General features: G+C 42.2%; 39 protein-coding genes. All 39 read right to left on the bottom strand.

Annotated elements, in window-relative coordinates; all coding sequences use genetic code 11:
• Positions 1-24: 24 nt before the first annotated feature.
• The 39 genes from FTU02_RS00530 to FTU02_RS00340 all read right to left on the bottom strand — a co-directional run bounded on the left by FTU02_RS00530 (position 25) and on the right by FTU02_RS00340 (position 26,545).
• Positions 25-606: a hypothetical protein gene (locus FTU02_RS00530; protein WP_180155259.1), complete on the bottom strand. Its 582-nt coding sequence runs from the start codon at positions 604-606 to the stop codon at positions 25-27.
• The gene (locus FTU02_RS00525; protein ID WP_180155257.1) at positions 593-1,516 is read right to left on the bottom strand and encodes a hypothetical protein; all 924 of its coding nucleotides are present in this window, start codon (positions 1,514-1,516) and stop codon (positions 593-595) included. The genes FTU02_RS00530 and FTU02_RS00525 overlap by 14 nt, the downstream gene beginning before the upstream one ends.
• Positions 1,517-1,524: 8 nt before the next feature.
• Positions 1,525-2,442 carry a hypothetical protein gene (locus FTU02_RS00520; RefSeq protein ID WP_180155255.1) on the bottom strand — a complete coding sequence of 306 codons (918 nt, stop codon included), beginning with the start codon at positions 2,440-2,442 and terminating at the stop codon, positions 1,525-1,527.
• A 34-nt stretch (positions 2,443-2,476) separates the two neighbouring features.
• Positions 2,477-4,696 carry a hypothetical protein gene (locus FTU02_RS00515; RefSeq protein ID WP_218956140.1) on the bottom strand — a complete coding sequence of 740 codons (2,220 nt, stop codon included), beginning with the start codon at positions 4,694-4,696 and terminating at the stop codon, positions 2,477-2,479.
• Positions 4,697-4,699: 3 nt separating this feature from the next.
• Positions 4,700-5,338 (bottom strand): glycoside hydrolase family 104 protein, encoded by a 639-nt coding sequence (locus tag FTU02_RS00510; RefSeq protein ID WP_180155253.1) that lies wholly within the window; start codon positions 5,336-5,338, stop codon positions 4,700-4,702.
• A 49-nt stretch (positions 5,339-5,387) separates the two neighbouring features.
• Positions 5,388-5,768, bottom strand: a complete 381-nt coding sequence (locus FTU02_RS00505) for a hypothetical protein (protein ID WP_180155251.1) — start codon at positions 5,766-5,768, stop codon at positions 5,388-5,390.
• Between the two features lie 12 nt (positions 5,769-5,780).
• Positions 5,781-6,041 carry a hypothetical protein gene (locus FTU02_RS00500; RefSeq protein WP_180155249.1) on the bottom strand — a complete coding sequence of 87 codons (261 nt, stop codon included), beginning with the start codon at positions 6,039-6,041 and terminating at the stop codon, positions 5,781-5,783.
• Positions 6,042-6,080: 39 nt separating this feature from the next.
• Positions 6,081-7,412 carry a hypothetical protein gene (locus tag FTU02_RS00495; protein ID WP_180155247.1) on the bottom strand — a complete coding sequence of 444 codons (1,332 nt, stop codon included), beginning with the start codon at positions 7,410-7,412 and terminating at the stop codon, positions 6,081-6,083.
• A gap of 9 nt (positions 7,413-7,421) precedes the next feature.
• Complete coding sequence (locus FTU02_RS00490) at positions 7,422-8,027, bottom strand: DNA transfer protein p32 (RefSeq protein WP_180128963.1); 606 nt, start codon at positions 8,025-8,027, stop codon at positions 7,422-7,424.
• Between the two features lies 1 nt (position 8,028).
• Positions 8,029-8,472 carry a GNAT family N-acetyltransferase gene (locus FTU02_RS00485; RefSeq protein ID WP_180155245.1) on the bottom strand — a complete coding sequence of 148 codons (444 nt, stop codon included), beginning with the start codon at positions 8,470-8,472 and terminating at the stop codon, positions 8,029-8,031.
• On the bottom strand, positions 8,469-8,819 hold the full coding sequence (locus FTU02_RS00480) for a hypothetical protein (protein WP_180155243.1): 351 nt from the start codon (positions 8,817-8,819) through the stop codon (positions 8,469-8,471). Before FTU02_RS00480 ends, FTU02_RS00485 begins: the two co-directional genes overlap by 4 nt.
• Positions 8,816-10,282 carry a packaged DNA stabilization protein gene (locus FTU02_RS00475; protein WP_180155241.1) on the bottom strand — a complete coding sequence of 489 codons (1,467 nt, stop codon included), beginning with the start codon at positions 10,280-10,282 and terminating at the stop codon, positions 8,816-8,818. Before FTU02_RS00475 ends, FTU02_RS00480 begins: the two co-directional genes overlap by 4 nt.
• Before the next feature lie 58 nt (positions 10,283-10,340).
• Positions 10,341-10,742: a hypothetical protein gene (locus FTU02_RS00470; protein WP_180155239.1), complete on the bottom strand. Its 402-nt coding sequence runs from the start codon at positions 10,740-10,742 to the stop codon at positions 10,341-10,343.
• Positions 10,743-10,842: 100 nt separating this feature from the next.
• Positions 10,843-11,451, bottom strand: coding sequence for a hypothetical protein (locus tag FTU02_RS00465; RefSeq protein WP_180155237.1), 609 nt, complete (start codon positions 11,449-11,451; stop codon positions 10,843-10,845).
• 3 nt (positions 11,452-11,454) lie between these two features.
• Positions 11,455-11,871 carry a hypothetical protein gene (locus FTU02_RS00460; protein WP_180155235.1) on the bottom strand — a complete coding sequence of 139 codons (417 nt, stop codon included), beginning with the start codon at positions 11,869-11,871 and terminating at the stop codon, positions 11,455-11,457.
• Between the two features lie 9 nt (positions 11,872-11,880).
• On the bottom strand, positions 11,881-12,249 hold the full coding sequence (locus FTU02_RS00455; RefSeq protein WP_180155233.1) for a Gp49 family protein: 369 nt from the start codon (positions 12,247-12,249) through the stop codon (positions 11,881-11,883).
• Positions 12,227-12,436 carry a hypothetical protein gene (locus FTU02_RS00450; protein ID WP_180155231.1) on the bottom strand — a complete coding sequence of 70 codons (210 nt, stop codon included), beginning with the start codon at positions 12,434-12,436 and terminating at the stop codon, positions 12,227-12,229. The genes FTU02_RS00455 and FTU02_RS00450 overlap by 23 nt, the downstream gene beginning before the upstream one ends.
• A gap of 19 nt (positions 12,437-12,455) precedes the next feature.
• Positions 12,456-13,643 (bottom strand): P22 phage major capsid protein family protein, encoded by a 1,188-nt coding sequence (locus FTU02_RS00445; protein ID WP_180155228.1) that lies wholly within the window; start codon positions 13,641-13,643, stop codon positions 12,456-12,458.
• A gap of 13 nt (positions 13,644-13,656) precedes the next feature.
• Positions 13,657-14,445, bottom strand: coding sequence for a hypothetical protein (locus FTU02_RS00440; protein WP_180155226.1), 789 nt, complete (start codon positions 14,443-14,445; stop codon positions 13,657-13,659).
• Entirely contained in the window at positions 14,429-16,669 is a 2,241-nt protein-coding gene (locus FTU02_RS00435; RefSeq protein WP_180155224.1) for a portal protein, read from the bottom strand. Before FTU02_RS00435 ends, FTU02_RS00440 begins: the two co-directional genes overlap by 17 nt.
• A 189-nt stretch (positions 16,670-16,858) precedes the next feature.
• Positions 16,859-18,148 (bottom strand): PBSX family phage terminase large subunit, encoded by a 1,290-nt coding sequence (locus FTU02_RS00430; RefSeq protein ID WP_180155222.1) that lies wholly within the window; start codon positions 18,146-18,148, stop codon positions 16,859-16,861.
• Positions 18,123-18,605, bottom strand: a complete 483-nt coding sequence (locus FTU02_RS00425; protein WP_180155220.1) for a terminase small subunit — start codon at positions 18,603-18,605, stop codon at positions 18,123-18,125. Before FTU02_RS00425 ends, FTU02_RS00430 begins: the two co-directional genes overlap by 26 nt.
• Positions 18,586-19,113: a hypothetical protein gene (locus FTU02_RS00420; RefSeq protein WP_180155218.1), complete on the bottom strand. Its 528-nt coding sequence runs from the start codon at positions 19,111-19,113 to the stop codon at positions 18,586-18,588. The genes FTU02_RS00425 and FTU02_RS00420 overlap by 20 nt, the downstream gene beginning before the upstream one ends.
• Positions 19,097-19,372, bottom strand: coding sequence for a DUF968 domain-containing protein (locus FTU02_RS00415; RefSeq protein WP_180155216.1), 276 nt, complete (start codon positions 19,370-19,372; stop codon positions 19,097-19,099). The genes FTU02_RS00420 and FTU02_RS00415 overlap by 17 nt, the downstream gene beginning before the upstream one ends.
• Positions 19,347-19,538 carry a hypothetical protein gene (locus FTU02_RS00410; RefSeq protein WP_180155214.1) on the bottom strand — a complete coding sequence of 64 codons (192 nt, stop codon included), beginning with the start codon at positions 19,536-19,538 and terminating at the stop codon, positions 19,347-19,349. Before FTU02_RS00410 ends, FTU02_RS00415 begins: the two co-directional genes overlap by 26 nt.
• Before the next feature lie 58 nt (positions 19,539-19,596).
• A complete protein-coding gene (locus FTU02_RS00405; RefSeq protein WP_180155212.1) occupies positions 19,597-19,995 on the bottom strand; it encodes a hypothetical protein in 399 nt (132 codons plus the stop codon).
• A gap of 110 nt (positions 19,996-20,105) precedes the next feature.
• Entirely contained in the window at positions 20,106-20,354 is a 249-nt protein-coding gene (locus tag FTU02_RS00400; RefSeq protein WP_180155210.1) for a hypothetical protein, read from the bottom strand.
• A 453-nt stretch (positions 20,355-20,807) separates the two neighbouring features.
• Complete coding sequence (locus tag FTU02_RS00395; RefSeq protein WP_180155208.1) at positions 20,808-21,359, bottom strand: hypothetical protein; 552 nt, start codon at positions 21,357-21,359, stop codon at positions 20,808-20,810.
• A 9-nt stretch (positions 21,360-21,368) separates the two neighbouring features.
• On the bottom strand, positions 21,369-21,773 hold the full coding sequence (locus FTU02_RS00390; RefSeq protein ID WP_180155206.1) for a DUF1064 domain-containing protein: 405 nt from the start codon (positions 21,771-21,773) through the stop codon (positions 21,369-21,371).
• Positions 21,751-22,071, bottom strand: a complete 321-nt coding sequence (locus tag FTU02_RS00385) for a hypothetical protein (RefSeq protein WP_180155204.1) — start codon at positions 22,069-22,071, stop codon at positions 21,751-21,753. Before FTU02_RS00385 ends, FTU02_RS00390 begins: the two co-directional genes overlap by 23 nt.
• Positions 22,068-22,337, bottom strand: coding sequence for a hypothetical protein (locus FTU02_RS00380; RefSeq protein ID WP_180155202.1), 270 nt, complete (start codon positions 22,335-22,337; stop codon positions 22,068-22,070). The genes FTU02_RS00385 and FTU02_RS00380 overlap by 4 nt, the downstream gene beginning before the upstream one ends.
• Complete coding sequence (locus FTU02_RS00375; protein ID WP_180155200.1) at positions 22,334-22,684, bottom strand: hypothetical protein; 351 nt, start codon at positions 22,682-22,684, stop codon at positions 22,334-22,336. Before FTU02_RS00375 ends, FTU02_RS00380 begins: the two co-directional genes overlap by 4 nt.
• Complete coding sequence (locus FTU02_RS00370; protein WP_180155198.1) at positions 22,681-22,959, bottom strand: hypothetical protein; 279 nt, start codon at positions 22,957-22,959, stop codon at positions 22,681-22,683. The genes FTU02_RS00375 and FTU02_RS00370 overlap by 4 nt, the downstream gene beginning before the upstream one ends.
• Positions 22,956-23,318, bottom strand: a complete 363-nt coding sequence (locus FTU02_RS00365) for a hypothetical protein (RefSeq protein WP_180155100.1) — start codon at positions 23,316-23,318, stop codon at positions 22,956-22,958. The genes FTU02_RS00370 and FTU02_RS00365 overlap by 4 nt, the downstream gene beginning before the upstream one ends.
• On the bottom strand, positions 23,315-24,172 hold the full coding sequence (locus FTU02_RS00360; protein WP_180155196.1) for a hypothetical protein: 858 nt from the start codon (positions 24,170-24,172) through the stop codon (positions 23,315-23,317). The genes FTU02_RS00365 and FTU02_RS00360 overlap by 4 nt, the downstream gene beginning before the upstream one ends.
• A complete protein-coding gene (locus FTU02_RS00355; protein WP_180155194.1) occupies positions 24,165-24,959 on the bottom strand; it encodes a YdaU family protein in 795 nt (264 codons plus the stop codon). Before FTU02_RS00355 ends, FTU02_RS00360 begins: the two co-directional genes overlap by 8 nt.
• Positions 24,952-25,584, bottom strand: a complete 633-nt coding sequence (locus tag FTU02_RS00350; protein ID WP_180155192.1) for a hypothetical protein — start codon at positions 25,582-25,584, stop codon at positions 24,952-24,954. Before FTU02_RS00350 ends, FTU02_RS00355 begins: the two co-directional genes overlap by 8 nt.
• Positions 25,581-26,237, bottom strand: coding sequence for a phage antirepressor KilAC domain-containing protein (locus FTU02_RS00345; protein WP_180155190.1), 657 nt, complete (start codon positions 26,235-26,237; stop codon positions 25,581-25,583). Before FTU02_RS00345 ends, FTU02_RS00350 begins: the two co-directional genes overlap by 4 nt.
• Positions 26,238-26,254: 17 nt before the next feature.
• A complete protein-coding gene (locus tag FTU02_RS00340; RefSeq protein WP_180155188.1) occupies positions 26,255-26,545 on the bottom strand; it encodes a ribbon-helix-helix domain-containing protein in 291 nt (96 codons plus the stop codon).
• Positions 26,546-26,585: the final 40 nt, after the last annotated feature.

Here is a 26,585-nt window from a genome sequence, read left to right as displayed (position 1 = left end):
GGCAATAAAAAGCACCTGAAGGTGCTATGCGAATGCAAATTGAAATCTATTTTTAGTCGTCATGCCGATCTGTGTGAGCTCCACATCACCTAAATCACTTTCTAAAAGTCGCTCGATTAAAAAGCGGTCACGTTGCTGTCTGTAATACAAATTGCCGTTCTTGATGTATGCAAAAATAATATCGGCATTTGCAGATTGGTGTAACCGGTGGTCATCTAGTGAGACCTGCGGGGTAATGTATTGAGTGCCGTATTCAGTGGTGATTTGCGTTGCTTGTGCACTGTCATACCAATATAAAAATGCCGAGCGTGATTTATTAATATTTTCAACCGTATATGCAATGGTCGGATGCATATTAAAGTCAAAAGACAGGCTTAAAGACTTCACATTTTCAACATTAAGTAATTGATATTGCACCACATCATTTTCAATGCAAATCCAATTGTCGCGGTAGTAACACTTCCAAATATAAACTTGCAATCCTTGTGATGTGTCGAGTAAATCCACCCCGCCCCATTCAAAATCTACAAGCGGTTCGGCTTTATCAGGCACTAAAAAAGCCCCGTAAATGGGGCGTGTTGAGAGTTTATCTTCAGGTAGACTCATAGCGACCCCAGCTCATTTCGAATACATATCGCATTGTTTGTGTTGGTGCTTTTGTGATTGGCGGGTTAATTTCCAACTTATATCCAGCGCTACCTGAGCTGGTCGAAAGCAATCCCATGTATTTTGTAAGAAAAGACTTATGGGTGATGTTCGCATCATTGAGAGTCAGTGAGAGTGTAGACCTAACGGTTCGTGGGCTCGGATATGAGTTTGATGTTGTAAATGTTTGTTTTGCACCACTTGGTGCTGAAGTTATTTGATTACCAATCCCCCCTGTGTAGATTTCTGCAGGCTTAAAAGTTGAGCTACTAGCTAAAATAATTTTTCCTGCTGCAAAAGTAGCTGAGCTAAACCAAGGCATTCCAATATATGAGTGTGTACTAACGATTGCGCCATTCTTATCAAGCAGATCAAAAGAACCACTAATAGTTTCGCTTGGATATACTCGGATTTCGGAAACAACATCTAAATATTCATCACTTAAAACAGTAATTGTTGTCGGATTTCCATTAATGTCCTGTATTAGCGCTCTATTCCACAAGTCTGTATCTGTCCAACCCATCCCCACTTCTGAGATATTACCTGCCGCAACCCCCGCATCAAACCTCCACGTTCTTTTTGCTGCAAAGTAGGGTGGTGCCGAGGAGATATCCGACGTGTCAATACTATTAACTTGACTTGTTGTAGTTGATGCAACAAAACTGTCAAGATTTGTTTGAGCTGGTGTGGGTGTGCTATTACCCGTGCCAACACAACATCGGTCAATCCATGTGCCTACCGACATTCTATCCAACCCAGTATTCAAGACAAGATTATCAAACCATTCGCTTTCTCGAATAGGAACACCGTCGCCGTTATGTGCAATAAGCTTAAATCTAGCCCCAACTTTACAGTGTGATTTAATATTCATAACTACTCCTAATTAGTTATTTTTGCACCTAATAAACCAAACGCAGTAGACACTGTTTCTGGTTGTGCTATGTTTGAAATCAGCACATTTTTTTGGTTTGCAGCACTGAGCACAAAATTTGTGAGTGCCGCCTCTGGTTTCATCGTTGTGATATTCGCGGCTTCTCGAATTACAACGCTAGTAATTGAAAATTTTGTGGATACATTTTCAAGCAACAATGTTTGATTGAAAACATCTCGAACACTTGCAGATAAAATTGAAAAAGATGTGCCTATTTTCTCATCTTTAAGTGATGCTTCATTCATAACAACACGCTGCTCACCACTCGTCATTGAAAAGCCTGTAACAACACCCTCCTCAAAATACAGCGGATAAACTGTGCTCGTCAGCACTCTCGCAGGCGGCCTTTTAAAATCCTGATCACTGACAAACACGCCCTTTTTATCGTACTGCCGCAGCCGATAAGCACCAACAATGCTGATTGAGCCATAGCCGTTTTCATCCAAAACAACGGGATTTGGATTTAATAAAGTATCATCCGCATTTTCATACGAAGGTTTTTTAATCGTAGATTGATAGTCATAAGTCCATACTTTTCCACTACCTAAAGCCTTGCCATATTTATCGAAAAACTGCGTACGCATTTGCTGCTGATACACAATTTTCTCCTCGATAAAAACGCCTGATTTGTCGTAAATTTTAAGTTGTACAGATCCACGTACATAAATTAATGCACTGCCTGCCTGATCTAACAAAATTGGATTTTGATTGACTGCGGTAAACTCAGAATTTCGGTAGGTAGGCTTGAAAATATCCTCACCCACTTTGAATGAATACACCTTGCCACCTATTAGTGGTTGTCCTTCTTTATCGGAGAAGTGCATTCTCGGTTGAATAACCGGTGTTGCTAGTCGATGTTGGAGCATGAATTTCACCCATTAAAAAACCCTCCGAAGAGGGTTATTTCATATCGTTTGCGCCGGTTAGAACGCCTGCTTGGGCGAGTCTTTCTATTAAAGACAAGCTAGCTGGATTTACAGCACTTGTAGTATTTGTGGCAATCGATCCACCTTTAAGTGCTTGAGCTGCTTGGTTGTGCTGTGCAGCTTGTTTAATTGGCCCAGTGACAACATTGCTCACAAATGGAATGCGCTTACCAACACCATCAATTGCACCAATAATTTTGGCGAAATAATTAACCAAACCTGAGCCTGAATTTGAGTTATTCACGTATGCGTGGTTTGGTTGTGTCACCGCATAATGCCCAGCTTGACGAATATCCTTTAAGCGTTTCACTTGGTCGGGTGAAAAAATCACATTCAACTTTCGATCACCCAGAGCATCCAAAGCGCGTTTCATTCCTGCGGGACTAAACTGGCCATTCGCATTCACCGCTTTTGCAGAAATATCCTTGATGACTTCTTGTTGAATATCTGCAATGGCTTGCGGATTGGTGTTTTTAAGCACCTCAATAGTTTGGGTTAATTCCTCAACTTTGCCATTCAGCACATGCTTTTTATATAGATCATCAAAATTCACACTGCCTTTAGCTTGTTGTTTTAAAGCGTCTTGCAGCATCGGCATTTGGGCTTGCAGTGATTTGTTTGCTTTATGCGCTTCACGTGCAAATTGATAAAGCTGTGCAGCATCATTACCGCCTTGTGATAGCAAACCTTGCAATGCTTCATCTTGTCGATTTTGCAATGCTTGTCGCACCACACCAAGCGCATGTGTTGTCGCGGTTGGCTCCCCCATTTGCATTGATGACTTGTAATGATTGTTTAAAACCTTAATCAGCTCTTCACCTTTTCTAAGCGTGAAATACTGCGGGTTATCATTAATCTGCTTCACGATATTGCGAATGTCGGCAGGTAGGAAAGTGGCAAGCGCTTGATCATCCAATGCTGTAAAAACATCGCTTGAGAAGCCTTGCCCATTAATTAAAACATCATTGCCAGGCGCGTTTTTTGCCGCATTGTAAGCTTCTTTCACAAACTGCTTATTCGATGCATGTTGATCTAATAGTGATTCAGCAGCATCTTTACCTACACCAAACTGATCTACTGATTTTCCACCAGTTGCTGTGATTTGTTCGTCCAATAAATCTGAGAGCTGTTTGTTGTCAGAAATGAATTTTTCACGCAGATCATCCCCCACACCTTGAACTTTTGCCAATTCCGCTTCTTGCTGCCACTGTTTTGCATTGCCAGTGATTTGTGCGCGAGTGCCTTTGATGCCAACATTTTCAAGTGCAACCTTGCGTGCAATTGCTTCAGGATTCAGCTCTTTGCCCGCTTGTATTGCTTTTTTTGCTTCATTACGCAAGCCATTAGCAACTTCGTCTGACAGTTCACTTAAGCGCATCCCTTGTGTTTTGAGTGCATCATCTAGTTTATTGTCAATACTTTGCAGAATTCGGTTAGTCTGCTCAGTAGAGAAACGTGCCGATTGGTTTTTTATTGCATTTCCAGCCTTAGCCACACCTTGCCCTAATTTTTCACCAATTGCACCACCACCCGCACCACCTATTGCGCTGAGTGCTGTGTTTGAAAGACGCTTATCTGCATTCTCGGCAAAGCCTGCACCACCCACAGCCGCACCTACTAGAGCATTATGCCCTGCAACTTTTGCGCCTGCTTGGCTTAATACTTTAGCCCCTTGATAGCCGCGGCCTAAAGCTGCCATAGGTGCTGTTGCAGCAATCTGACCACCCAAACGCCAACCATCAAAACCCTGTCCATTTTCTTGACGGCGTAACTCATGAAAGTTTTCAATGTCTTTTCGCCCTTTGGTGAAACGATCATAAGATTTGGTGTCTAGCTTAGTTCCTGCAACCTTATTAATCCCTTTGTTAATACCATCCGCAGCGTATGAAAAACCTTGTACAACACCAGCACCTAAGTCTGATGCGCCAAGTAATGCCGATTCCCAAGGCTGTGTTTTACCCGCCTTTTTCGCCTGCTCTTTTTCTGCTTCTTGCCGTGGGTTTACTGCTCGATGCTCTGGAATATTTAGGCCGAGCCCTGCGGCAATTTGGCGATTTGTCATCCCCATATCATTGCCTTTTTTAATTCCTTTTGAAAATTTAGGGCTGTCCATCATTGCAAGATAAATATTAATGTCCGACATACCACTGGACTGTGCTTTATCAATAAATGCTTTAAGTTCTGCGCTAGACATGATTTATCCCTTGTAACCAAGTGTTTTCAGATCCACAAATTGCGGTTGAGTGTTTTGCTGCGGATTGCCCGAATATCCTAGCTTTCGCAGATCTACAAAATTCGGCTGCGTTTGTTGGGTGGTTTGCGGCTTGTACCCTAGTGCCTTTAAATCTACAAATTTAGGATGATTGCCTTGTTGAATATTTGATCCTAGATGCTTGTTAACAAAATCCCAAGAGCGTTTGCCCTGCTTATACGTGGAACTTGGTAGTGATGCCCACTCTTTGCCGAGCTTTCCGATTGCGGATTGCCAATTACCTTGCAACACATCATCCAAAGCACCACGACTTGCGATCAATGCAATTGCACCCAAGTCTTGAGATTGAGGGGAGAAATCACGAAAGCCGTACTGCTTAGCTAGATTGTTCCAAGTGCTATTTAGGAATTGATATCGTCCTGCGGCTGTGGTGTGATTGGTTGTGCCATCAGTTTGCTTAAATGCTTTACGGACATTTGGGTGTGCGCCCAGGTTATTGAATTGCTGATTGCCGAATAGTGTGTTGTAACCGTGTTTCACACCCTCAGAACTTGCAATAAGATTCAACATTTTGCGCATATTGGGGTTTGCATACGCTTGCTGTAATTGCGATAGCTTCGCCATAACTTTTCCTTAGGCAATAAAAAACCCACCGAAGTGGGTTTTTAAAACTTTACTGTCCGTACCTATTGGTTGTGCATCCACCGTAAGGGTTGCAGCTTCCATTGTAGTAATTACCTTTACTATCATTACCATTGTAAAACTGAGTATTACCAAGTTGGTTTGTATTGTGTCGCCAAGTATTGCCGTTCTGATCGCGACCATTGGTGTATGATTGGTTTCCGTAAGTTTGTGTATTTTGACTCCATTGTGAGCCAGTGCGACTGTTATATGAATTAACCTGAGTATTATTACCAAACTTTGTTACTTGGTGAGTGTTCCCTGTTTTGTAGTCTGTGCATGTGTACATAGTGTCACTGCCATAGCAATTGCTGTTCGCATAAATCCCGAAACTTGCACACATAAGAGCTACTGCTAATAATGATTTTTTCATGCCCACCCCTTTCTAAAACTTATCATTAATCTGATTTTTCATATCATGCACCTGCCAGGTGAGATTATTGCACTTTTCTTCAAGCTCAATATTTCTTGCCTGCAGCCTATTAAGCTGCTTCTCTACTCGATTAATATATCGCTCAAGCAACAGTATTAAGACGACTATCAAAAAAACACTGCCGCCAAAAAAACCATGCAACCATGTTAAAAACCAAGCAACCAAAAGAAACAAAACAATGCTTATTATCCATGTGCTAATAATTTTAAACATAATATCCCCCACCGTAATGAGGGAAATATAGCATATAAATTAATCAAAGAGATTAAATGTGCTTTGTGATTGCTGCCCCGCATTCGCATACGGGATGCCTTGTTGCTGTTGCGAAAAATACGTGCCACTACGCAAATCAGCTGCTTTCTGTTGATTAGAAGCAAGTCGAGCCTCAGCCATTTGAATTGCCCGCGTGTAAATCGCTTCACGTTGCGCTCTAGGTAGATTTGCGGAACCTTGCAATTGAAGCAAGATGGCTCGCTCACCCTCAGTTGGTGCTGCCCCAAATGTAGATTTTAGCATCTCTAAAGCATTACCAGTCACAATGTTATCAAGCATAGTGGTAGCTGTAGCTCGCTCATCCTCACCAAAGAGCCCGCGTGCAGTTGCCCGCTGTGCAGCACCAATGCCATCGTATGCTTTTTCGCTGTATTTAAGAGCGTCCTTTAAGTTGGTAATAGCGTTCTTAGTAGATGACACTTTATCGTCAGTGTCTAAAATCGCACCTTGAATCGTAGAATTCATTGCACCTGCTTGTTGAGCTTTAACTGGCGCACCACTCGGGCCTGAAACTGGAATACCTTGCCCATTAGCATAAACAGCGTATCGAGTACCGTCTGCGGCAGTAAAGTAGTCTAAAGGCTTGTTTTGCTGAACATATAAATTTGCATCGAATTGTCGATGTTGCTCCGCACGGTTTTTATCAGCCGTACTTGCACCAACGTCTGTTGAATAAATCGATGCATTTGTGGTGCGCTGATTATTAATATCTGACTGAGCATTATTCGCAGCATTATCGGCAGATTGATACTGAAGCGCTGCTGGATCTTTCGCATTAGCAAAATTGATACCGCCTGCATATTGCTTAAGCTCATCAGGATTCATTGCATTAACGATAGCTGATTGTGCTTGGTAGTCTTCTGAACTTATCATGCCTGTGCGAACTAAGCCGTTTAATCCAAGCAACACTTGAGCTTTATCACCAGTCAATGATGCTTGTTGAAAAGCTCCTTGAATGGCACCCAATTTTTTACCTGAATTATCCAAAGCATAGCCGCCGCCCTGTTGGTTGTTTTTGTACGCCTCGCTGCCAATTTTAGAAATTTCAGCTTCCGTTTTTAAGCGGTCATACATTGCTTTTTCTTGAGCTGCAGCATCCGCTTTTAGTTGAGCGTTTAACTGTGTGGAGAAAATTGAGTTATTTGCAAACGCTTGACGCTCCTCAGGCTTAAGTTGCTGCATCTGGTTGATGCGACGACCTAAAACCAATTTTCCAAAGCTCCCACCAAGCTCGCCTAGAGCCTCCATATTTTGTTGCTGTTGCAACTGTGCGCGTTCTGCGCCGCGCATAATAATACTTGGATCAATCATAAGTCACCTTTAAATCATTCCGCCGCCCATAAAGCCCGCTGCTGTTTTGGCAAGACCTAACATGGAGCTAAAATTATTAGCTGTTCGGTTGCCTGCAGCAACCTGCCCCGCAGCCACAGCATTCGCCCCTGCCATAGTGTTATTCGCCACCGCTTGAGCTGTTTGCATACCTGCATTGCCAACACCCGCTGCTGCGTTTTGCCCCATACCCACAAGGCTTGAAAGGCGGTTGTAGGCATTGCCGTACTCTTGGCTTGCAAAGTTTTGACCGTAATTATTTAGAGCTTTTTGAGTAGCACCACTTAGCAAGCCACCTTGAGCTGCAGCACCCGATTGAACGCTATCAAGACCTTGATTTAAACGAAATTGATAACTTGGATCTTGCTGCAATAATTGAGATGTATCAGCACCATTAAGCCCAGCTAAACCTAATAAGCCACCAAGGGCTTGAGTTCCTGCTTGCATATATGGTTTTTGATCAGCACGCACCTCATCAAACATTTCTTTTTGTAGGGCGTTTGATTCTTGTGATGCTTTGTATTGTGTATTTGCTGCTTGAGTTGCAGCTTTTGCCTGCTTGTTTGCTCCAGTAATAGAACCAATGACTTTTGACATATCACACCTTTTTCATAAAGATAGTTTCAGCTTTTTTGAAGCCTTTACGCTCCCACACTGCGCCACGATAGCAGTCATCTAGTGTGGCTAATGCCCACATATAACAACCTTGCTCTTTGATATATCGATCACTACATTGAATAAGTAAATTTGAATATCGGCGGTACTTTGGTAAAACAAAAATCACATCGGTACATGCTTGTGTTTTTCCTTTGAATCGAGCCAAAGGATTGATCGTAATCCAATGAAAACCAATAACCTTTCCGTTTTCACGCATCACCAAACAATGAAGTTGATTTGCTTCCTCGGACTCAATATATAAGTCTCGATCAAAATCAAGCTCCAATCCGTAGGTTTGCTGCTCATCAATGTTGTGAACTTCAATACACAGCGGCATCAACTCATCAATACAGTCGACCCAATGTTCACGCATTACTGTGATCATGGTGCATTCTCCAATGCTTCAACTCGCACCGTTAGGGCTTGTAATTGGTTTTGAAGTTGAGATACAGCACTTTGTAAATTTAAGATGTTTGAATCAACCCCAAGAAGACTTGCGTTGATAGCGGCAATTAATGCGTTCATGTCAGTAAGATCGGTGTTGATCTGTAAAACCTCATCACCAACCTGATTAATCTCGCCACTCATTTTTTGCATTGAAAACACAGCGTTTTCATTCGCAACTTTCGCTAATGACTCAAAAAAAAGCACCCAAACAGGGTGCATGTAATTATTTTGCGAAATTGGTTGTTGCATTGGTACCTGTGTAACCTTGGGTACTTTAACTGTCATCGTATTTTTGCCTTTGCGCCAAGAATAATTAATCGCCCTGCATCCGTCATACGAACCCGAAATACGCGACCAAAAGATTGGCCTAGACGACGGAAAATTACGCGTTTCTCATATTCACCAATTGCGCCAATATCATTAGCTATTTCGGTTATTCGATCATTGGACCATGTTTTTCCACGATCATCCGACCAATCAAGCATTACGGTTGGCTTGGTGTTATTGTCTTGCCCAACTTGGCAGATCAATTCCACCTCATCAAAGATCAAGCGACTGCCTTGCGGGCTTACACATGGTGTTGTGCGCTCGCGAATAATTACAGCACCATTATCGGTTTCAGCATCAGCATCAAGTTTGTAAATGTATGGAAATTCACGATCTCCAACTAAGTGCTGCCCTTTGAAGTAACAGTGGCAGTATGCTCGGTGATGTTCGTGATTTGAATTGTCAGTGTTATACCAACTACGCTCGTGCCACATTTGAGTTGATGCGTCATAACACCATGTTTTACGATCTGTTGGGAATGAAATCACGTAAAAGGCATGCCCTTCACGTTGATATGACCACGCATAAGCATCTTCGGTGCTTTCATATCGTGCTAATGCGGATTCAAGTGCGTGATTGCTAATACGGACTGTTTGATAACCTTGCGTCATCACCACTTGGTTGGCACCAAAGTCTGTTTGAGATAACCAAATCAAGCTCGATCCAAACTCAACAATGCTGTCTTTTGCAATACAGCCAGTAGGCATATATGCACCAGATTGCCGCACAAAAGGCGCATCTTTATCGCCTGTGGAAATCCAAACTTCTGTTGTCTTTTCACCAATCAACCAAAGCATGCCATTGTTTGCAATTACCCGGATTAAATTATCGCTTCGGCTTTCGGCTGTAGCGTAGCTCAGTGCATCTGTTTCATGTGTTAGCAATCCCGACCATTGAATCTGCCCTGTGTTTGGCACAGTCCAGATGAAACGTGCATCCAGGAAAGTGACAGTTGATGCCCCAAAGAATCCATTACCATCTTCAGTTGAACCATCATCCACTAAAATTTCAGTTAGTGAATCATCGGCAATATTGTAGACATGACCTGTAAATCCATACTCATCATTACCAGTCATAAACACTTCAAGGCCGTTATCAGCAAAAGTGACTTTATCAAGTCCACGCAGATAGCCAATATCACGCCACTGGCCGTCTTGAATAACCACAAGGCGCATTGATACAACAACCAAAACACGGTCATTAAGCGCATACAAACCGCGAACTTTAGCTGCATATTGCTGTGACTCACCAACAAATTCAAATAACTTGGTTAGACCTTCAGTCGGTAGTAGTGCTGAAACTTGTGGCGCGGTACCGCTTTCCACTGCTTGCGGATATAGGTTTAATGTGCGCTGGCAGTCAATCGACCAATCTTTTAAATGATATGACGGCCCGACGATTGGAATGTCGATAATATTCATAAATTTTGCCCAATAAAAAAGCCCAGATTTAGGTCTGAGCTTTTTAAAAACTTGGTTTTTAACGTATAGCGGGTTTTAAAACCTCGTTAGTATCTCGATCAATGTGCTGACCACACCAGTCACAAACCCAAGCATTTACACTCATCATGCAGGGTTTTGAAAAGTCTGTTGCGTATTCCTGATATTCATGTGGTATATGCTGCTTTTTCATTATTTCAAAATACGATCTATACTTATGGGGACATGAGCCGTGGAAGCGCTCACCTCTTTGTATTTCTTCTTGTGTGGCTAAGCGAACATCACTAATACCAAGATAAATCCATGTAGACCCACCTGAGTTTGTGTGCCCTTCAACTTCGTGCTCACTTATGCTTGTTGCTATAAAAACTCTTTTTTCTTGGCTACGTATAGATACTATTTTTTTACCAATAAGCTCTTTATCTATTTCTGGATATTGCATTTTGCACCTCTGCAAATACCTGAGATTAAGTGCGGAAAGCATTCAGGTAAAATGCCTTTCAGGAGCGACCCTATCCGCAGATTTATTGTATCAAATTCGATCAGTAGTGACAGCCATAGCGCACCCCCACGGGTAAATCATTGATTACATAAAGTGGAGTTGAATTGCTGCGCTTTAGAAGATCAATTGCGCTTGCTTGGTTGCGAATCAAAAGTGCGCTTGGCTCCACGCCAAACATTGGTGCAATTTCTAACGCAAGACTTAAAATTAATGGTCGTTCGTATTTTGTAGGTAGCTCAATTTCATCGAATGATTCAAGCTCAGTTGGCAGCACATAAGCGTTAATTTCTAATTTTTTCGCATCTTCTAATACTTGGAATTTCCAGAAAGGTTGCTGCTCGGTGTAGACAACTGGAATATATGTGCCTGTGTTATTCAAGTCACGAATCATCAAGATATCTGCATCATCAAGCTTGGCGTGATCTGATAGAGATTGAATCGTTTCATTTAGCGTATATGTACCAACACCGTGTAAATCCACAGTAACCGGCTGCACTTTATAAATAAAAAGACGTTCCGTGGCCCACTGTGCAAGTAAGCCACGGAGAGAATCCACTGCGTCAGCAATCTCATTCGCTTCGGCATTTTCACCCGCTGCTAGCACACCCAATTGCTTAAGTGATAGTTCAATAAGTTTGCTGACGTTCATAGATCAAGATTCCAAAATTGCAATTAATTGCGGGATTGTGTCGTTTTGCTTGTAGGATTTACCTTGCTCAACAATCAAAGTACGAAGCTCATCGCGACTTAGATTGCTGTAGTCCACTGCGTTTGTGTTTACAACACCATCATTAGTCGCTGGTGCGCTAGCCTGTTTTAAGCGCTCAATTTCCGATTCAGCAGCAGCTAAACGCTCTGCCACAGCATCAAATTGCTCAGTGGTCACAAAACCTTGTGGTGTTTCACCTGTTGCGACTTCTTCGACTTCCGGCTCAGGATTAGGGAGATCCGCATAATCTTGCAGGCCAATTTCGCGGAATTGCTGTTCTTCTTCAGCCGTGTGAATGATGCGGCTTGAATAGCTTTCTTTGTCGCCCGAATAGAGCATTTTTGGGTATTCTTGACTCATGGCTTCACCTTAAAATTGTTCATCCAAGTTGGCTTGATGTAATTTTTCTTTCAGAAGATAACCTTCAAGCATCCAAATTTTGTTTCGAGCATTTTCATAAGCAATCTTTCGACCAATTTCAGCATCGAAATTTTCAGGACTTGCACATGCAGACTCACCAGTAACTGTAAATCCATTTTCAAGAACAATAGTACAGAAAGTAAGGCATCGTAAATTTTGGTATGTACCTTCATTCATAGCTGTTTCTGGACTAACACCTTGTAACGGATTCGAGTAATAAATGCCTTTAATTTTAGAATCAATAAGATCAGGCGTTAATCGTGGCGCATTTAAGCCTTTGTCTTGAATTTCTTGTTCAATTTGTTTTTCGCTTGTCATCTTTCGCACCAATTCTTAGTTGTGTTGTAAGTTTCGCATTCTCATTAAAACCAAGTACATAAGTATCTTCTTTGATTTCAAAAGGCATGCCGTCAATATGGATTAATGTTCCTTTTGGAACAAAAATTTGATCAAGATCGCTCAATTTCATTACCCCAAAAATGACAACGCCCCAATTAAGGGGCATGTGTTGTCATGGGTTTAGATTATTCAGTAATACGAACAGCGTGATTGCCACGTACCGCAGCAAAACCGTACAAGACATCAATACGAGTGCCTTCGGAGTCAGATTTACCGTCACCGAAGGTCATCACACGGATTGACATACCGTTTGGCATACGTGCTGTATAACCTTCACAGCCCGCCAACACACCCAGCGGAGCAAACGCAGCTGTAAACGCATCTTTATGGAATGCGAGGTTTTGGTTACCCGCCACAGATACTACCGTTGCCACAACACCATCAGCCGCCAATGCTGTTACTGTTTGACCTGGTTGTGATGCGGAGATTGCAGGGTAAATTGGCACATCTGTTGCAGTGGTCGCCACAGTTGTATCAGCACGAACAACGAATTGTTGCAAATCACCAGTAGTTAAACCGGTTAGCGGATGAACGGCATAAATGCCTGCAATCGTGAAGATTGTGCCTTTAAGTAACGTGCCTGCCGTGCCTGCTTTAAGCTTAATCACATCACCTGATTGGTTTGCACCTGCGGTTGTGATTGTTGCCGCTGTACCATTTGCAGTATGCACAGGTGTAGATTGATGCTCAAAGATATCAAAGCCTGCCGATTTACCTACAAAGCCCTGTAAATAAGCTTTGTCAGACGTTTGCGTAGGATTGAACAACTTCGCAACTTCGGTCGAGATTTTCTTGTTCGCCTTGCCTGATACAATCGCAGAGCGCTGACCTGATGGTGTTAAGAATTGGTTTAGTTTATTGCGAGCATCCACTAAACCTTCATAGCCTGTGCCAAGTGCCACAGTGTTTGAAGTCGCTTTATATGCACGCTGCAATAGGTCTGCTTCAACCACAGAGGATAATGTCTGAATCTGAGGGCGTAAAATACGTTCACGGAAATCAGTAATATCAAGTAGTTTTTCTTTTGCACCAAATTCAAGGGCAACGTGCTTTTGAGTATCAAGACTTAAAGTAACTTTGTCTTCTTTAAAATCTGTTGCGTCGCCACCTTCGGCAAACTCAGCACCATCAAACACTTTGCCTGCTGTTGGCACTTTAATTGTGACCTCACCACCTTTTTTATAGCCTTGGTTGTCTGCGCCAAATTCTTCTTTGCGACCTTTATTAATATTCGCTAAAAATGGTGCTTCTTCTTCTAAAATTGCCGCTGCTTCACGTGCAATCATTTGATGTGTTAAAACGGTATTCGCCATGATTTACTTTTCCTTATTTCGCTTGCTTTCGACGTGCTGCATACCACTCGTCATCACTCATTTGTGATGGGTCTCGAGCAGCTGGAGCATTCGCTTTTACTGGATTGATTGGTTTTGGAGCTTTACTGACAGAAGGCGGGGTTTTAGTCTTTTTGCTTTCGATGATCTGGCCGATCTTCATTGCTGCTTGAACTTGGTTCATCTGCGAGAGAGCAATATAGGTATCTTCATCGTCCAGCAAATCTTTAGCAAGCTTCAATGTGTCTACAGCTGACAAGCCAAACTGATCGAGCTGAATTGGTAGCTGTGGCAAAGCTTCTGCCTTCTGAGCATAGGTATTAAAATCAATACCTTGTTCTTCTAGTTCAGCAATTGCTGTTTGCATTTCAACTTGTTTGGCTTCTTGCGATTTGCTGCTTTCACGCTCATCAAGCTTGGCAAGTACACGTTCTTCAGCTTTATCAATGTGATATTGCTCAAGTGCTTCTTCATACTTCCCGAAGTCTTCAAAATCATCGATCACAGGACGTTTGATTTCTGAAACTTTTGCTTTTGTTTCTTGCTCTGAACGCCAGCGCTTGAGTTCAGCGTTTTCACGCGCTAACTGCTCAATACGTTCTTGAGCACGATTTTTCTTCGGCTTCTCAGGTTCTGCTTTTTCAGGCTCTTGAGTTTCCTCTTTTACCTGTGTTTCAGTACCTTTGTCGCCTTCACCCCATTCTTTAGTCTCTTGACTTTCAGCACCTGTATTTTCCGTTGCGGCGGTTTCAACGTTGTCGTGAGTTTCAGAATTGTCCATCATCTAAGTTCTCCAATAGTGGTATTCCACCGTTTTCAGCCGTAGCGCTTTCCCCGAATTGGCTAATTTCAGGAGCGAATTGTTCTTGAGCACTTTCTTCAGGCATTAAAAAACCCTGCTCAGCGGCAGGGTCTTGTAAGCTTGTTTGCGTCATATCTGGTGGCGACTCAAATCCATCAGACTGCGGTAAAATCGGTTGGCTTGGTGCGTAACTGTCCACACCCTCGCCTTGTTCTGTCCAATTTGGCGGTGTGTTTTGCCAATTTATATTTTGTTTAATTAGATCCACAACACCTCGAAGCTCTTGCACATCTGCACGGCTTGCAGCATTAATCTGTGCAACCTGAATATCCTTCTGAGCTTGTAATTCAGCTTTGAAGATTTCCACATTGCGCTCAGCATTCTTGTCATTCAATTGACCTTGTAATGCTTCCAAGTCGGCTGTCATTTTCTGTACAAGCTGGTCAAGCTGTGCAATTTGCGCTTTGGCTTGCTCAGGATCAATCTTGTCTTTACCAAGTGCTTGAGCCGGTACAAGCATTTTCACACGTTCAGCAATTTCTTTCGCATTCAGTAACGGTGAATTAATCACAATCAAGTCAGCAACCAAATTGAATAGTGCTGGATTGCTTTGTACAAGCTGCATCATTAATGCAAATGACTGCTCACGCTGCGTATTGAAACTTGGGCCAGTGTCCATGCGAATGTCAAAACGACCAATCGACATATCGTTCAGAATACCGTTAATTGCACGTGTCTGCTCATCAGGTGTTTGCGGTACAGCATTCAAACGTACAAGCTCACTATCACCATCCGCACCAACAATCCGACGCACCATTTCAGTGTCATAAAGAATTGGGAATAAACCAACCAATACTCGCGCTGAATGACGAATCGTTTTGTTTAAGTTGTCTTGAAAGTGAAATTGCGCTGTATCTGATTGACGCTGCAGCAAACCGATTGCAACACCTGATTGTTGATTAACATCTTGCCCCATTTGTGGAGCATGCATATTCAGAATATCAGGGATAAGCGTCTTGGCATTTTCTGAGGCATTCAGAATACCCACTGGTGGAGCTGCTGCGCCCAACTTGGTCGGGTATGGAATCTGATTGCCATTGTCATCAGTTGCCTTGAATCGAAGGTAAGCTGCACCCGATGGATTCTGCCACTCTTCAAAACCAGCAATACCACGATCATCCACAATCGTCATTTCATCTTGGTTTTTCTGCAAGATATGCGCTTCAGTAGACTTCCAATAGTTGAATAGTCGCTGTGCATCTTTTGCAAAATGAACCAATGAAAAAACATGGCGCTTATTTTCGACCCAAGTCACTTCGCCATAAACAGGAAAGATTGGAATGTATTCACCGGGAAAAACACCTGTTTCTAAAATCTTAACGCCTGATACTTTGGCCCATTTGATTTCGGTGCGTGTGGTTTCACGCTCATTCACTGTGAGCTGTTTTAAATCATCTTCCGTCCATTGCTTAAGCAAAACAGACTTAAACTCAGTTGAACCATCTTCAAGCATCAAGAGTGTGTCTTTCACTTCATCTTTATAGAAGTATTCAGCAATACAAACAGTGTTGTCGTCTGTATTTGTCCACTCTTCTGATTTATCCATCTCAAAATCTGAGACAGCATCATCACCGTAATCTTTTGCGATCTGATCTTTATCGACCCACTCACAAACTAAAGCCTTGGTCATATCGGATCCATCTAAGGACCTTGATAGCGGATCAATTAGAACAGCTTGAGGATTTTCGATAGATTTGAATTGCGGCTCTTGATTGAATGACTTCTCATTGATGTAATCAGTCGTAATGCGGTAAAAACCAACCGCAGCATGTACTTGATTGGCTGCTGCAATATCTAAAGCATTCTCAAAGTTTGAAGCTTCCTCAACGTCTTTGATTAGGCCTTCCAATACTTTTGCTGTTTCAGGGTCAGCACCACTATCAACCGGTACAACTTTAGCTTGTGGTCGGTTCTGACGCATTGTATTAATCTGCTGCTGCACATAGGTACGGACAAGATTAATTTCAAGTGTTGGCTTGCCTTGTGCTTTACGTTGTTCAAGCGCCTTTTTATCCCATTGCTCACCTTTCAGTGTTACAAAGCGCTTGTCCTTTAGACCTTGATTATAGATAGGTTGCCAGTAATTCTGCGCATCATCACGAAATTTAATGATCTCAGTGAGTAAATCTTTATTTTCTTCAGTCATGACACATACCCAAGCTTATAAATAATTCCTATAAAGGACACTGCAACCAAATATGTGAGCACAAAGAACATCAAGAACTTAACAACTGAATTTTCAAACAGTAATGCGTCTAGTGTCTTCGCAAAACAATAAAGTGCTGTGGGCGCAAAAATAATAAAGATTATTGAAAATATAAAAATATCTAGCATCTTATCCCATCCAAGAATTCTGTCGCGGCGGTGGCGGAGGTGGTGCTGATTTAGTTGGCTCACACATCTTATTAATATTCAAAGCACCTTCACCAAATGCATCAGAACTATGTGAAGCCCAGTCATGCACTGGTGTTGCTTTGAATTGATCTAATTTGTCGTTGAACTCACGACGATAGTTCTGCAATGCCCGAATGCCGTGTTTGCATTTCTCAGCATCAAACCAGCAGTCTTTTAAGAATTGGCGAGTTGCCTCAATGCGATCTTCAACACCAAGCCTTGCACCTTTATTCATTCGATAGCCAAGTGTGGCCATAGTTTGCTCACGACTTACACCGCTTGATAAGTCACGTGCTGCAATGTCATGTGGCGCAAAGTGTTTTTCATAGCGATAACCAAACTTCCGTGCTTTCTCATCAAGAATTCGAGCGTAATGCGCCAACGGCTCGTTATTCGCCTCGTAATGATCAATAGCGCGCTTTTCTTTACCGTAGATCTGGAAGAACCAAATCGCTGTGGGGTCGAGAATCCCTAAGTCCCACGATGTATAAACAGGTAAATTTGGATCATGCGGAACTTTGCAAATACGATTCTCGCGCTTGATCTGCTCAAACTCAGCTTTGTAGATTGCACCATCTGCAATCTCTTTGGGTTTACCAAGCCAAATGTGCTCATATTGATCATAGTCATCGGCTTTCATCTGTTCAGCTAGTGCAATCAATTCGGCTGGGCATTCCCTGTTGTCTGTGTAATTAATCTGCACCACAACCGTGTCGTCACGCTCACCAAGCACGTATTGCGAATAAACAGCGTCACTTGGCAGCTTTGGGTTCATTGACATGATAACCATTGGCTTAAAGGTACGAACAACTGTAGGAATCAAAATAGACAACGAGAACGCACTCACTGTCTGCGCTTCCTCGATCCACGTGATTGTTGCACCCTCGAATGACTTAACTGATTCAACCGTATGATTCAGTAAGCCTGCAAAACTAAACTCAGTGCCATTAATACCACGTATTTCTGTTTCTAAGATTTGATAGAAGTGACCCAAGCCTAATGCAGCAATGCGATCCGATAAGAGCTTGTGAACAGACTGTTTAATTGACTTTTGCACTTCACGACAACAAAGAATGCGATGCTTTTGTTTTGCGCCTTCGATCAGTAGAAAGTCTGCAATTTCCCACGACTTACCACCCCCACGACCACCGTGATAAACGTAAAATAGTTTGTTGTTTTTTAGGTGCGTATAAAGCGGTTTAAATCTACTCGGTACTCGCTTCTCCATCATCTTCGAATACCACCTTCAAACTCATATTGATTGGGTTGTTTGGGTCGCCTGAATGCTCAATTTTGTCTTTAAACATGCCCAAGTGCTTGCCAAGCAACTCCAAACCTCTTAATGCACCAGTCTCCTTAAATTCAAAAAGACAAGCTAAATCACCCTCAGGTCCTTGCACTAAGAGTGGTGAACCATCTCTTGCTTGAACAGCTTCTTGCTGCATACAGCGTTCAATGACTTTTTGAATATTGCTTAACACGTAATCTTGTGTAATCTCAGTGCGTTCAGCGCGTTTGTTTTGCGCTTCTTCGATTGCTTTTTGAATGTCAGGTTTAGTCAGGTTTTCTTGACCAATCGACTTTGCAGTCTTCTCACTATAACCCGCTCGAATCGCGGCTTGCGTAGCATTCAGGTCTATCAGGTATTCTTCGACAAACCTTTGCTGTTTAGGCGTTAGGTTCGCCATGCTTCATCTCCCAAGCAAACATCAAATCATCAGGCGTATTCAACCAACACCCATGTTTATTACAAAACGCATGAATGTCATTCAGGTACTCAGTGAACTGATCTACCGTTGCATCCCTTGTGCTAATTAGCTCATTTAACCCATCTGCCACTTGCTGATACATCGGATGCTTTTGCTCTCGCAGCACCGTCACAGCGGCAAACGTGGCTCTGTATTGTCCAACATCATCACGCGCATAAATCCGAGCAAGCATGCGTTTCTTAAAATACAAGTGCTCGTATTCCTTATCTGTGCCTTGACGCTTGGCCCACTGACTCATCCACATCCAATACAAGCGATTCTGCGCTCTACTCCGGTCATCTTCTTTTTGATTGATCCGAACAACCAACGGCTTGCCATCACTTAACGCATTCGCGTGATGTTTATGCATGTAGGCAATTGTTTTGCCTACTTCTTCAAATGACTTAATGACGAATGTTGCGGGTTCGAGTTTAAAAGTATTCTTCATCCCTTTTACCCATCATCAACTCAGTCTTAACCAACCACTGCTCAAACAGCTTTTCACTTTCCTCAGGATTGCCCAGCCTGTACTGATCAAATTGGCTGTGGCATGAATGGCATAACGGCACGGTGAATGCATCTGAACTTTTGATTCCACGCCCTTTGCCATGCTTTGCCGAATTACTGTGGGCTGCTTGTGAGTTTGGATTGCCACACCGCACACACGGTAGCTTTCTAATTTCAGCGAGTCGTTTTGGGCTTCTCATGAAGTAATTCTTCTATGCTTGCGATCTGCTTACCAATCTTTCTCAACTCAGCACCGCAGTCTTGGCGAAATGCATAACTTGAATACAAATGGTTGTAGTTCATCAAGCGTGATTGATTTGCTTTTAACACTTCTAAATTCTTTGATGCTTCTACACGATCAACCATACCCACCACCTAAAAACAAAAAACCCCATCAAATGACGGGGTTTTCATATCAGTAAAATTAATTTTGCATTAAGTAGATTTCTATCTCTTCTTTACTGAATTCAATTGGCTCGAGCTCAATTATTTCAGATGGCATATGCACACCATTATTTACACTACCAATTGTTGTTCTGGTTTTTTGAACCTTGTAGCTATCCCAAGATCCATCATTATGGAATCTTTGCGCAGCTTTTCTGACATCGGAGTCTTCAGCAAATTTAATGTAATCTGGAGTTAAAACCACAATTACATTAGCTCCCCATAAATGCCTTGGGGCTGCATCATATAAATTTAAACCACCGACCATCTCATCCAATTCGCTGTAAAAGCTATTGCTTATAAAAATAACATTAGGATCTCTTCTGTATTTATCGATATATGCATTTCTCGCTTGGTTTAATTTTTGTCTTAAGTCCACTGCTGCGCCCAATTAGTATTTATATTTAACGATAATAAGCGATTAAATAAGAAAAGAAAAAACCCCATCAAATGACAGGGCTTTTGTGTGCCGTAATACGTTCGGCAATTTTACGAGTAAAGAAATTTTTTAATTTCCTCTGGATTACTTTCCCAAATATACATTCGAATAAAATGATCGGAATCCCAGTTCAAATCCACACTCGAAAGCACATACTTTCCTTCATATTCACCATTCCATATCTGTGAATTTGAGTAAGATTTTCGACCATGTTCATTTATCGCGAACCATTGACCTAACTGTTCCACTTCTTGGGATGCTAATGGACCACCAACACACTTGATTAAATGATTAGGCATATTGCCTCCTTTGTTTAAATTACAAAGGTTCATTATATCAAAAAATAAACAACTCATGGAAAAGTCAAAATACGCAAACTATTGATATTTAATGCATTCATTGCATTCATGTCTAACCAAAACCCACTTAATCAACTTCTTTCAAACAATCCCGACACACTTTGATTTCTTCACCATCAATTGTGTGGTCAATTTCAGCCGCACCATGAAAGCCGAATAAGCATTTTAAAAATTGGAGCATGTGAATCTCCTAAATAAGGTGGCGGCATAAAGATTTAAACCACTACGATTAAATGAAGCCACCATAGGTGCCCCGATATTGCTTACACAAAAAACATTTCTCAGGGCATTAAAAAGCCCACCGTTTGGTGAGCTTTTAAGTCTTGGTCTCGGATAACCGTAATACGACCAGTATAGTAAAACTATACCCTAGTCTTCGTTAAAACGAAATACCTACGCTTTTAATTCTTTGTAAGTATTTTTCTTATACTTTTTAATCGCATTCGATGCTTCATCAATTGCAGACTCCAAAGCCAAACTCATTAGATTTTCGTACTTCTTCCAAGTCATACGATAACCATCTACACCCATCTGCATCGAATTAATACCCGCATAATACAATCGACCTTGCGCTGTAAAATTCCCCTCAAGCTCGGGATTCAAAGCAAAGTCAATTACCATACGTGCAACCAAATATGCCAAATGATTCATGGTGATATGCTCAGGCTCCCGCTTCTTATCATCCTTAGTATTGACCAACATAATTTTAACCAAGTGATTACGCACATACTCATAATCACTTTCGCATTTCCCATCAAAGACAATAAGCGCTGTAACTGACTTTGCAAGCTGCGTCTCCATACTCGCAATCGCACCTAAACGATCCTCATAATTCAAAGGCTTCTCCCCAGTGCCATGTGCCTGTGGTTCGAAGTTTGGTGACTTCGCTGTAATACCTTTGGTCAGCCACTCAAACGGTTCAAATTTCTCTGCTGCTGCGTTCATCCCAATCCCTCAAACTTCTTTAATATCGATATCGTGTACTGTTTTCATAAGGTGTTTCTTGTTGCGATAACTCGCCAATTTCCGTGTTACTGCCGACTTCACATCCTCAACAATGAATTTCCCGTTTTCGATGTATGTGAAATCTGCGTAATACCTCAATTCAGGTTTTGCCCTTTTCTCGCCTTCCAATTTCACCTTAGGTGCCAAGACAAATTTGACCTGACACTGTAACTCTGAAATTTCACCCCTCTGCATTCGCGCTGTAAGCTCGATATAGCGCTTGTACTCTTTGACGCTATCGAACTTCATTCCGTCCTTTTCAATGCGCTGTGCGTTAAATTTGCTGCGCCCTGACTTGGGTTTCGTCTTGGGCGCGTATTGAGCGTGATATTCAGCGAGGGAGATGCTGGTCATCTGCACCATCCTTTTGATGCAAACAAGTCATACTGTCCATATATTCTTTCACTGCTTCTTTGCGGGCTTTTTCTAAGGCGCACTCACCCTTAATGCGCAGCCATGTGACTAGGGGTAGGGCGAAAATAATTAACACTGGAAAAGTTAAACGTACCGCATAGTCGCCCAACACCATTAGCAACCCAAGCAACCCCTTACCGATTAACTGTATTGAATCAACTGTAGTTTCAGTATTTTCAATCACTGCTGATTTCAGGCTTATACCAAACAACTTTATGGTTTCAATGTGTTTATTCATCCCTCAATCACCTTTGTAGTTGGACTAATGTGGTTCTTGATGTCACTCACATGGTCTGTGCGGTCGTGGTCTGCTATGGCTGCGCGAATTGAATCCAATTTAATTATTTGGCCTTTTGGCTTTTTACAATCAACCCACTGAGCACCATCAGAAACCACCCAACCGTTATGCGACCACTCTTCGTAATATTTTCCATCGCAAATTACTGTTGCAGTCTCAGGCGCACCATCCACAATTTCCCGCATTTTTTCGATTGTTAGGTTCACTGGCATGACTCCACGTCTGCGATGGCTTTACGAAGCTTTCCAATATTTACTGTTTTGTCTCTTACACCTGAATTACCCAAAGTCCAAGAGTAAAAATGATCATCGCTTGGCGCATTAGCTACGATTTCTTTTGATTTTTCCAAACCATGAATGCCTACCAAATCACGACTTGCAATCAGATTTTCCAAGTCAACAATAGATATAAATTCACTGTGTGATGGGTATGATCTTTTAACCTCTAAATCCCTTAAATCCACACATGCAAAGCACCAATTGAGTGGCGTTTCTTCAACAATTTTGGAGGCTTCATCCCAACCATGTTTTTTAACAAACTCGTTTGCTTTCATCCCTTCACCCCAAATAATTGCTTTGTTTTATTAGTAGCCGTAAAACCCGCAGGTGATGCATCATCGCGCTGCACATAACCCGCTTGGGTTAATTGATCCAAGTAACGTTGTACACTTCGCTTAGTGCCACCCACCAAGGCCAACACGTCTGCAACGCTTGATTTCCCACTTTTGGATAACATATGGCTTAAAACCACAATCATTTTTTCGCCTTGAGCTACCGCATGTTGTGAGCGACACCAATCCACGGTTTGATTATCTTTAGGGTGTTTCATGCTGCACCCGCCTTGCCAACCATAAAACTTGGTGGTGTTGGCAGAGTCTGCTCAGTTGGTCTCCATAAATGCAGGCAGAATGGATGGTTATTCACATAGTCGCTTTTAGGTGGGTGATACTGAATTACACAGTCATCTTCACTCCAAAATAAGGACTTTATGAAACACATTTCTTCCCAAGTTGGACAGCGTGACGGAAGTGAAACACTGACATGCTCCCAGCTCATTTGATCGCTAGCAATGACAGTGAAAACACATTTCTTGGTCTTCACCCAAAATGCACCATTATTTCCATAGCTATCACTGCTCGCCAATGGTCCTGATTTAATTCTGTATTTCTCTGGAACAGTAAAACTCACACCCCACCTCCTACACGTTGATCCTCTTCCATAAATCTCAAAGCAAATGGGATCTTCTTGTTTTCAAAACCAAGACTAGCTTTGTATTGCTCAAAATTATCGAATGGATCCACATGCTCGAATTCCATGCTTTCAACTTCCTGAGGATCTTTCAAAACCTCGTTCATCTTGTTTACGGGTTCGCGCTTGATCAGATCTTGGATTTTCGCTAACGCTTCTTGAGCAGTTGTTTTGAATTTCTGAGCGTCTTGATTTAGCTCTGAGCTTGATTGCTTGTATTCAAGTTGTGCAGCTGCTTCGGGTGCTGGTAGAAATCCCTCCAATTGAGCCTGTTGAATTGCTGCAATCTGCTGATCCTTATCCACACCAAGACTTGTTGTGTAAACCGGTTTAACACCAAGGTCTTTCGCTTCAGTAACCAATCGTTCATACACAGCAGTAAAGATCTTCTTAGCTTCAGCCAATTGATACTTATCACCAGTAGCAACCAAGTCGGCACACTTCTCAAATGCTTTCGCTGCTTGCTCAGTCCACACCACTGTCAATTCGCGACCAGTACCCATTTCGATTGAATTTTTCGCAATAGCCCAAGCTTCATGCGCATCAAGCCATTCTTCTGATTTAGGCTCACACCAATCTCTGAATTCAGGAACTGTTGGTGGCCACTTTTCACGCTTCATGCGAGCCATGCCACGAGTAAAATCTTCAACCGTCAAACCTTGGTAGTTTTCAAGCATCTCTTGAGCGAGTTCAGCGATATCAACACCTGCCCACTGGTCCACAAACTTCTTGCCGTAGTTCACACGCATTTTATTGATCAGACGCATAACGTCCTGAGTAGTGATGTTAGGCATTACCCACCTCCTGAATCACAAATGGCTTTTTTGGCGTTACATCAATCACCTCATCTGAGAGAGCTTCTTGAATACCTTGCTTCCAACGATCCATTTCAGATGCGGTGCGTTGTTGAGAGGTTTGTATTTGCGGCTTTGCTGCATTCTGTTTTTCAGAATCCTGATTTCGCATAATCCATTGAACAAATTTCACCAGTGCTTTGTTGGCAACCATGTGTTGATCTGCGTAGTACAACTCGAACTGTGATTGCAGTTGGTCAATGTATTTCTGATCTACTTCATGACGACCCGCCATTTTCAATTTCGTGTTCACCGTGTTCAGGTCAAACGTATATTTATATTGGTTATTGGTTAATGGTTCTTGGTTAATGGTTAATGGTTTATGGTTAAGGTTTTTTTGGGTTTCATTTTCAGAACCCAAATTAACCCACTGGGTTTCTTGTGGGTTTTGCAAGTCCTTGTTTTTTGGTGGACGACCACCCTTTTTCCCATTTTCACGATTTTTATCGGCATGAGCCTGATATCCAGCGATTTCAGCATCACAACGTTTATTGTGAAAACCGTCTTCTTGCTCAACAAAGAAGTCAGAAAGCACATTTAGAACAGCTTGCTTTTCCTCTTCGGTATTTGCACGTAACCGACGAAAAACCACTTGGGTTTCTTTGGGTAATGGTTTTTCATTCAAGTAATAAAAATCCAATGCACGACGGTAAAAACATTCCTCGAGTGCATTCAAGTGAACTGTGTCACGCATGAAATCGCCGATATGGTGTAGGTATTTATGCATTAGTTACACCTCGCTCTTGCTCTTTGTATGTGTCATACAACTTGATTGCGTGAACAATGGCGTAACACGCCCAAACAAAGTGGTAGGTTTTAGCTGTGGTTGGCGCTTCCCAAAAATCATTTAGCTCAAGACCACCAGCCTCATCCGCATCCCAAGAATTAATTTCTTGCCAAAAATCAAATTCACTTGAATACTGATTTCCACCTATAAAGTCGTTCACCGCTTCCAATGCTAGTTTTGACTTTTCTTGATCTTCTGAGTCTAAAAGGTCTAAATCATCAATAAAATTAGTAAGATATTGTTTTACTGAATTGCATGCCGTTTCTGGATCAAACTTACTGATTTCACCTGCTTGTACTTTTTCACCCCAATACCCTGTGTTGATGCAATACGCATCATCTTGACTTCGAAAAAAGCCAAACATGTCATTAGTGCGCTCAAAGATAAAATCACCCATATCACCAGTGAAAATTAAGAACCCTGGTCGAGTTGTGATGTTGTAATGCATATCTACTGAGTGGGGTTTTTTAACCGTGATATCTCTATACACACCTTGATCTAAATTTACGGTCAATTGATGCGAAGCAACATCTTTTAAAAAACTTTCAAGTGTTGGATTCTTCATGCCGCCACTCCTTCACTCACCAGCTTCTCAATTACCCATGCTTCACCTTTGGTTGTGAACATTGGTTGAGAAAATCCAAGCTCAGTTTGCTTAAGCTCACCAAAACCCTTATCGATAAACCATTGTTGGAATACGCGAGCACGCTTCACACCACGACTGTATACGCTTAGTAGATCAAGCTGCTTATTCATAGCTACGGCAGACATTCCAATTTTTTGAGCTACTTGTGTGGCATTAAGTAAAGTTGCTCGCTCTACAATTGTGTCGAAGTACTGGACTTTTGGTGCTGCAAGTTCGAGTTGTCGCGCTTGATCCGCTGCGAGTTGAAGTGCCTCGGCAAATGATTGGGGTAATTTGGCTTGAGCATTTTCAAGCTCATACCAACGCTTTACTAAAGCCGCTGTGAATTCAGGACTAAGCTGAGCAACCACAGTGATGGAATCCATCTTTCCTTGCTCGCCTGAAAAAACGTAAACTTCAATTTTGTAGATTCGACTATTCGCTTCTTTTTCTACAACCGCCATTGGCGGACGTGCTATGACACCACGCTCAATCAAGCGATCTATTGAGCGCTTTACATCGTCATGACGAGACTGAACTAGCTCTGAAATTTCCAAGCTGATCATTTGATTTTTCTGTGTTAAAATTTCCATGTATTTAATCCCCTTGATTATTTACACGAAGGCTCAGTGGTTGCACCCACTGGGCTTTTTTCGTTTTCACACGATGTATTCACTGTATTCGTGGTATTACCGAATGCTTTGCTGAGATACTCATGTTGTTTCTTGAATTTCATGAGCTTTTCTATGGCAGCATCACGAATCCACTCTGAACGCGTTACATCACCCATGGCAGCCAAAGCGTCAATGGCTTGCAGTGCTTCATGCGTCATTCGCACCGATGTAGAATCGGTTTTCTTCCCGTTTATATCTAGAAAACCTAAATTTAAGGCTTCTTGCATTTCGTCGACTCCCACTGGTAAGACTCCCCTGGTCCTTGGT

The sequence above is a fragment of the Acinetobacter sp. YH12045 genome (assembly GCF_013419925.1).
GTDB lineage: Bacteria > Pseudomonadota > Gammaproteobacteria > Pseudomonadales > Moraxellaceae > Acinetobacter > Acinetobacter amyesii.
The sequence above is the reverse complement of the archived record's forward strand: the minus strand, read 5'-3'. Positions and strand labels throughout refer to the sequence as shown.

Excerpts from the sequence above, each read along its gene's own strand:
- FTU02_RS00530 (WP_180155259.1), bottom strand. The coding sequence starts at position 606 with ATGAGTCTACCTGAAGATAAACTCTCAACACGCCCCATTTACGGGGCT.
- FTU02_RS00525 (WP_180155257.1), bottom strand. The coding sequence starts at position 1,516 with ATGAATATTAAATCACACTGTAAAGTTGGGGCTAGATTTAAGCTTATT.
- FTU02_RS00520 (WP_180155255.1), bottom strand. The coding sequence starts at position 2,442 with ATGCTCCAACATCGACTAGCAACACCGGTTATTCAACCGAGAATGCAC.
- FTU02_RS00515 (WP_218956140.1), bottom strand. The coding sequence starts at position 4,696 with ATGTCTAGCGCAGAACTTAAAGCATTTATTGATAAAGCACAGTCCAGT.
- FTU02_RS00510 (WP_180155253.1), bottom strand. The coding sequence starts at position 5,338 with ATGGCGAAGCTATCGCAATTACAGCAAGCGTATGCAAACCCCAATATG.
- FTU02_RS00505 (WP_180155251.1), bottom strand. The coding sequence starts at position 5,768 with ATGAAAAAATCATTATTAGCAGTAGCTCTTATGTGTGCAAGTTTCGGG.
- FTU02_RS00500 (WP_180155249.1), bottom strand. The coding sequence starts at position 6,041 with ATGTTTAAAATTATTAGCACATGGATAATAAGCATTGTTTTGTTTCTT.
- FTU02_RS00495 (WP_180155247.1), bottom strand. The coding sequence starts at position 7,412 with ATGATTGATCCAAGTATTATTATGCGCGGCGCAGAACGCGCACAGTTG.
- FTU02_RS00490 (WP_180128963.1), bottom strand. The coding sequence starts at position 8,027 with ATGTCAAAAGTCATTGGTTCTATTACTGGAGCAAACAAGCAGGCAAAA.
- FTU02_RS00485 (WP_180155245.1), bottom strand. The coding sequence starts at position 8,472 with ATGATCACAGTAATGCGTGAACATTGGGTCGACTGTATTGATGAGTTG.
- FTU02_RS00480 (WP_180155243.1), bottom strand. The coding sequence starts at position 8,819 with ATGACAGTTAAAGTACCCAAGGTTACACAGGTACCAATGCAACAACCA.
- FTU02_RS00475 (WP_180155241.1), bottom strand. The coding sequence starts at position 10,282 with ATGAATATTATCGACATTCCAATCGTCGGGCCGTCATATCATTTAAAA.
- FTU02_RS00470 (WP_180155239.1), bottom strand. The coding sequence starts at position 10,742 with ATGCAATATCCAGAAATAGATAAAGAGCTTATTGGTAAAAAAATAGTA.
- FTU02_RS00465 (WP_180155237.1), bottom strand. The coding sequence starts at position 11,451 with ATGAACGTCAGCAAACTTATTGAACTATCACTTAAGCAATTGGGTGTG.
- FTU02_RS00460 (WP_180155235.1), bottom strand. The coding sequence starts at position 11,871 with ATGAGTCAAGAATACCCAAAAATGCTCTATTCGGGCGACAAAGAAAGC.
- FTU02_RS00455 (WP_180155233.1), bottom strand. The coding sequence starts at position 12,249 with ATGACAAGCGAAAAACAAATTGAACAAGAAATTCAAGACAAAGGCTTA.
- FTU02_RS00450 (WP_180155231.1), bottom strand. The coding sequence starts at position 12,436 with ATGCCCCTTAATTGGGGCGTTGTCATTTTTGGGGTAATGAAATTGAGC.
- FTU02_RS00445 (WP_180155228.1), bottom strand. The coding sequence starts at position 13,643 with ATGGCGAATACCGTTTTAACACATCAAATGATTGCACGTGAAGCAGCG.
- FTU02_RS00440 (WP_180155226.1), bottom strand. The coding sequence starts at position 14,445 with ATGATGGACAATTCTGAAACTCACGACAACGTTGAAACCGCCGCAACG.
- FTU02_RS00435 (WP_180155224.1), bottom strand. The coding sequence starts at position 16,669 with ATGACTGAAGAAAATAAAGATTTACTCACTGAGATCATTAAATTTCGT.
- FTU02_RS00430 (WP_180155222.1), bottom strand. The coding sequence starts at position 18,148 with ATGATGGAGAAGCGAGTACCGAGTAGATTTAAACCGCTTTATACGCAC.
- FTU02_RS00425 (WP_180155220.1), bottom strand. The coding sequence starts at position 18,605 with ATGGCGAACCTAACGCCTAAACAGCAAAGGTTTGTCGAAGAATACCTG.
- FTU02_RS00420 (WP_180155218.1), bottom strand. The coding sequence starts at position 19,113 with ATGAAGAATACTTTTAAACTCGAACCCGCAACATTCGTCATTAAGTCA.
- FTU02_RS00415 (WP_180155216.1), bottom strand. The coding sequence starts at position 19,372 with ATGAGAAGCCCAAAACGACTCGCTGAAATTAGAAAGCTACCGTGTGTG.
- FTU02_RS00410 (WP_180155214.1), bottom strand. The coding sequence starts at position 19,538 with ATGGTTGATCGTGTAGAAGCATCAAAGAATTTAGAAGTGTTAAAAGCA.
- FTU02_RS00400 (WP_180155210.1), bottom strand. The coding sequence starts at position 20,354 with ATGCCTAATCATTTAATCAAGTGTGTTGGTGGTCCATTAGCATCCCAA.
- FTU02_RS00395 (WP_180155208.1), bottom strand. The coding sequence starts at position 21,359 with ATGAACGCAGCAGCAGAGAAATTTGAACCGTTTGAGTGGCTGACCAAA.
- FTU02_RS00390 (WP_180155206.1), bottom strand. The coding sequence starts at position 21,773 with ATGACCAGCATCTCCCTCGCTGAATATCACGCTCAATACGCGCCCAAG.
- FTU02_RS00385 (WP_180155204.1), bottom strand. The coding sequence starts at position 22,071 with ATGAATAAACACATTGAAACCATAAAGTTGTTTGGTATAAGCCTGAAA.
- FTU02_RS00375 (WP_180155200.1), bottom strand. The coding sequence starts at position 22,684 with ATGAAAGCAAACGAGTTTGTTAAAAAACATGGTTGGGATGAAGCCTCC.
- FTU02_RS00370 (WP_180155198.1), bottom strand. The coding sequence starts at position 22,959 with ATGAAACACCCTAAAGATAATCAAACCGTGGATTGGTGTCGCTCACAA.
- FTU02_RS00360 (WP_180155196.1), bottom strand. The coding sequence starts at position 24,172 with ATGCCTAACATCACTACTCAGGACGTTATGCGTCTGATCAATAAAATG.
- FTU02_RS00355 (WP_180155194.1), bottom strand. The coding sequence starts at position 24,959 with ATGCATAAATACCTACACCATATCGGCGATTTCATGCGTGACACAGTT.
- FTU02_RS00350 (WP_180155192.1), bottom strand. The coding sequence starts at position 25,584 with ATGAAGAATCCAACACTTGAAAGTTTTTTAAAAGATGTTGCTTCGCAT.
- FTU02_RS00345 (WP_180155190.1), bottom strand. The coding sequence starts at position 26,237 with ATGGAAATTTTAACACAGAAAAATCAAATGATCAGCTTGGAAATTTCA.
- FTU02_RS00340 (WP_180155188.1), bottom strand. The coding sequence starts at position 26,545 with ATGCAAGAAGCCTTAAATTTAGGTTTTCTAGATATAAACGGGAAGAAA.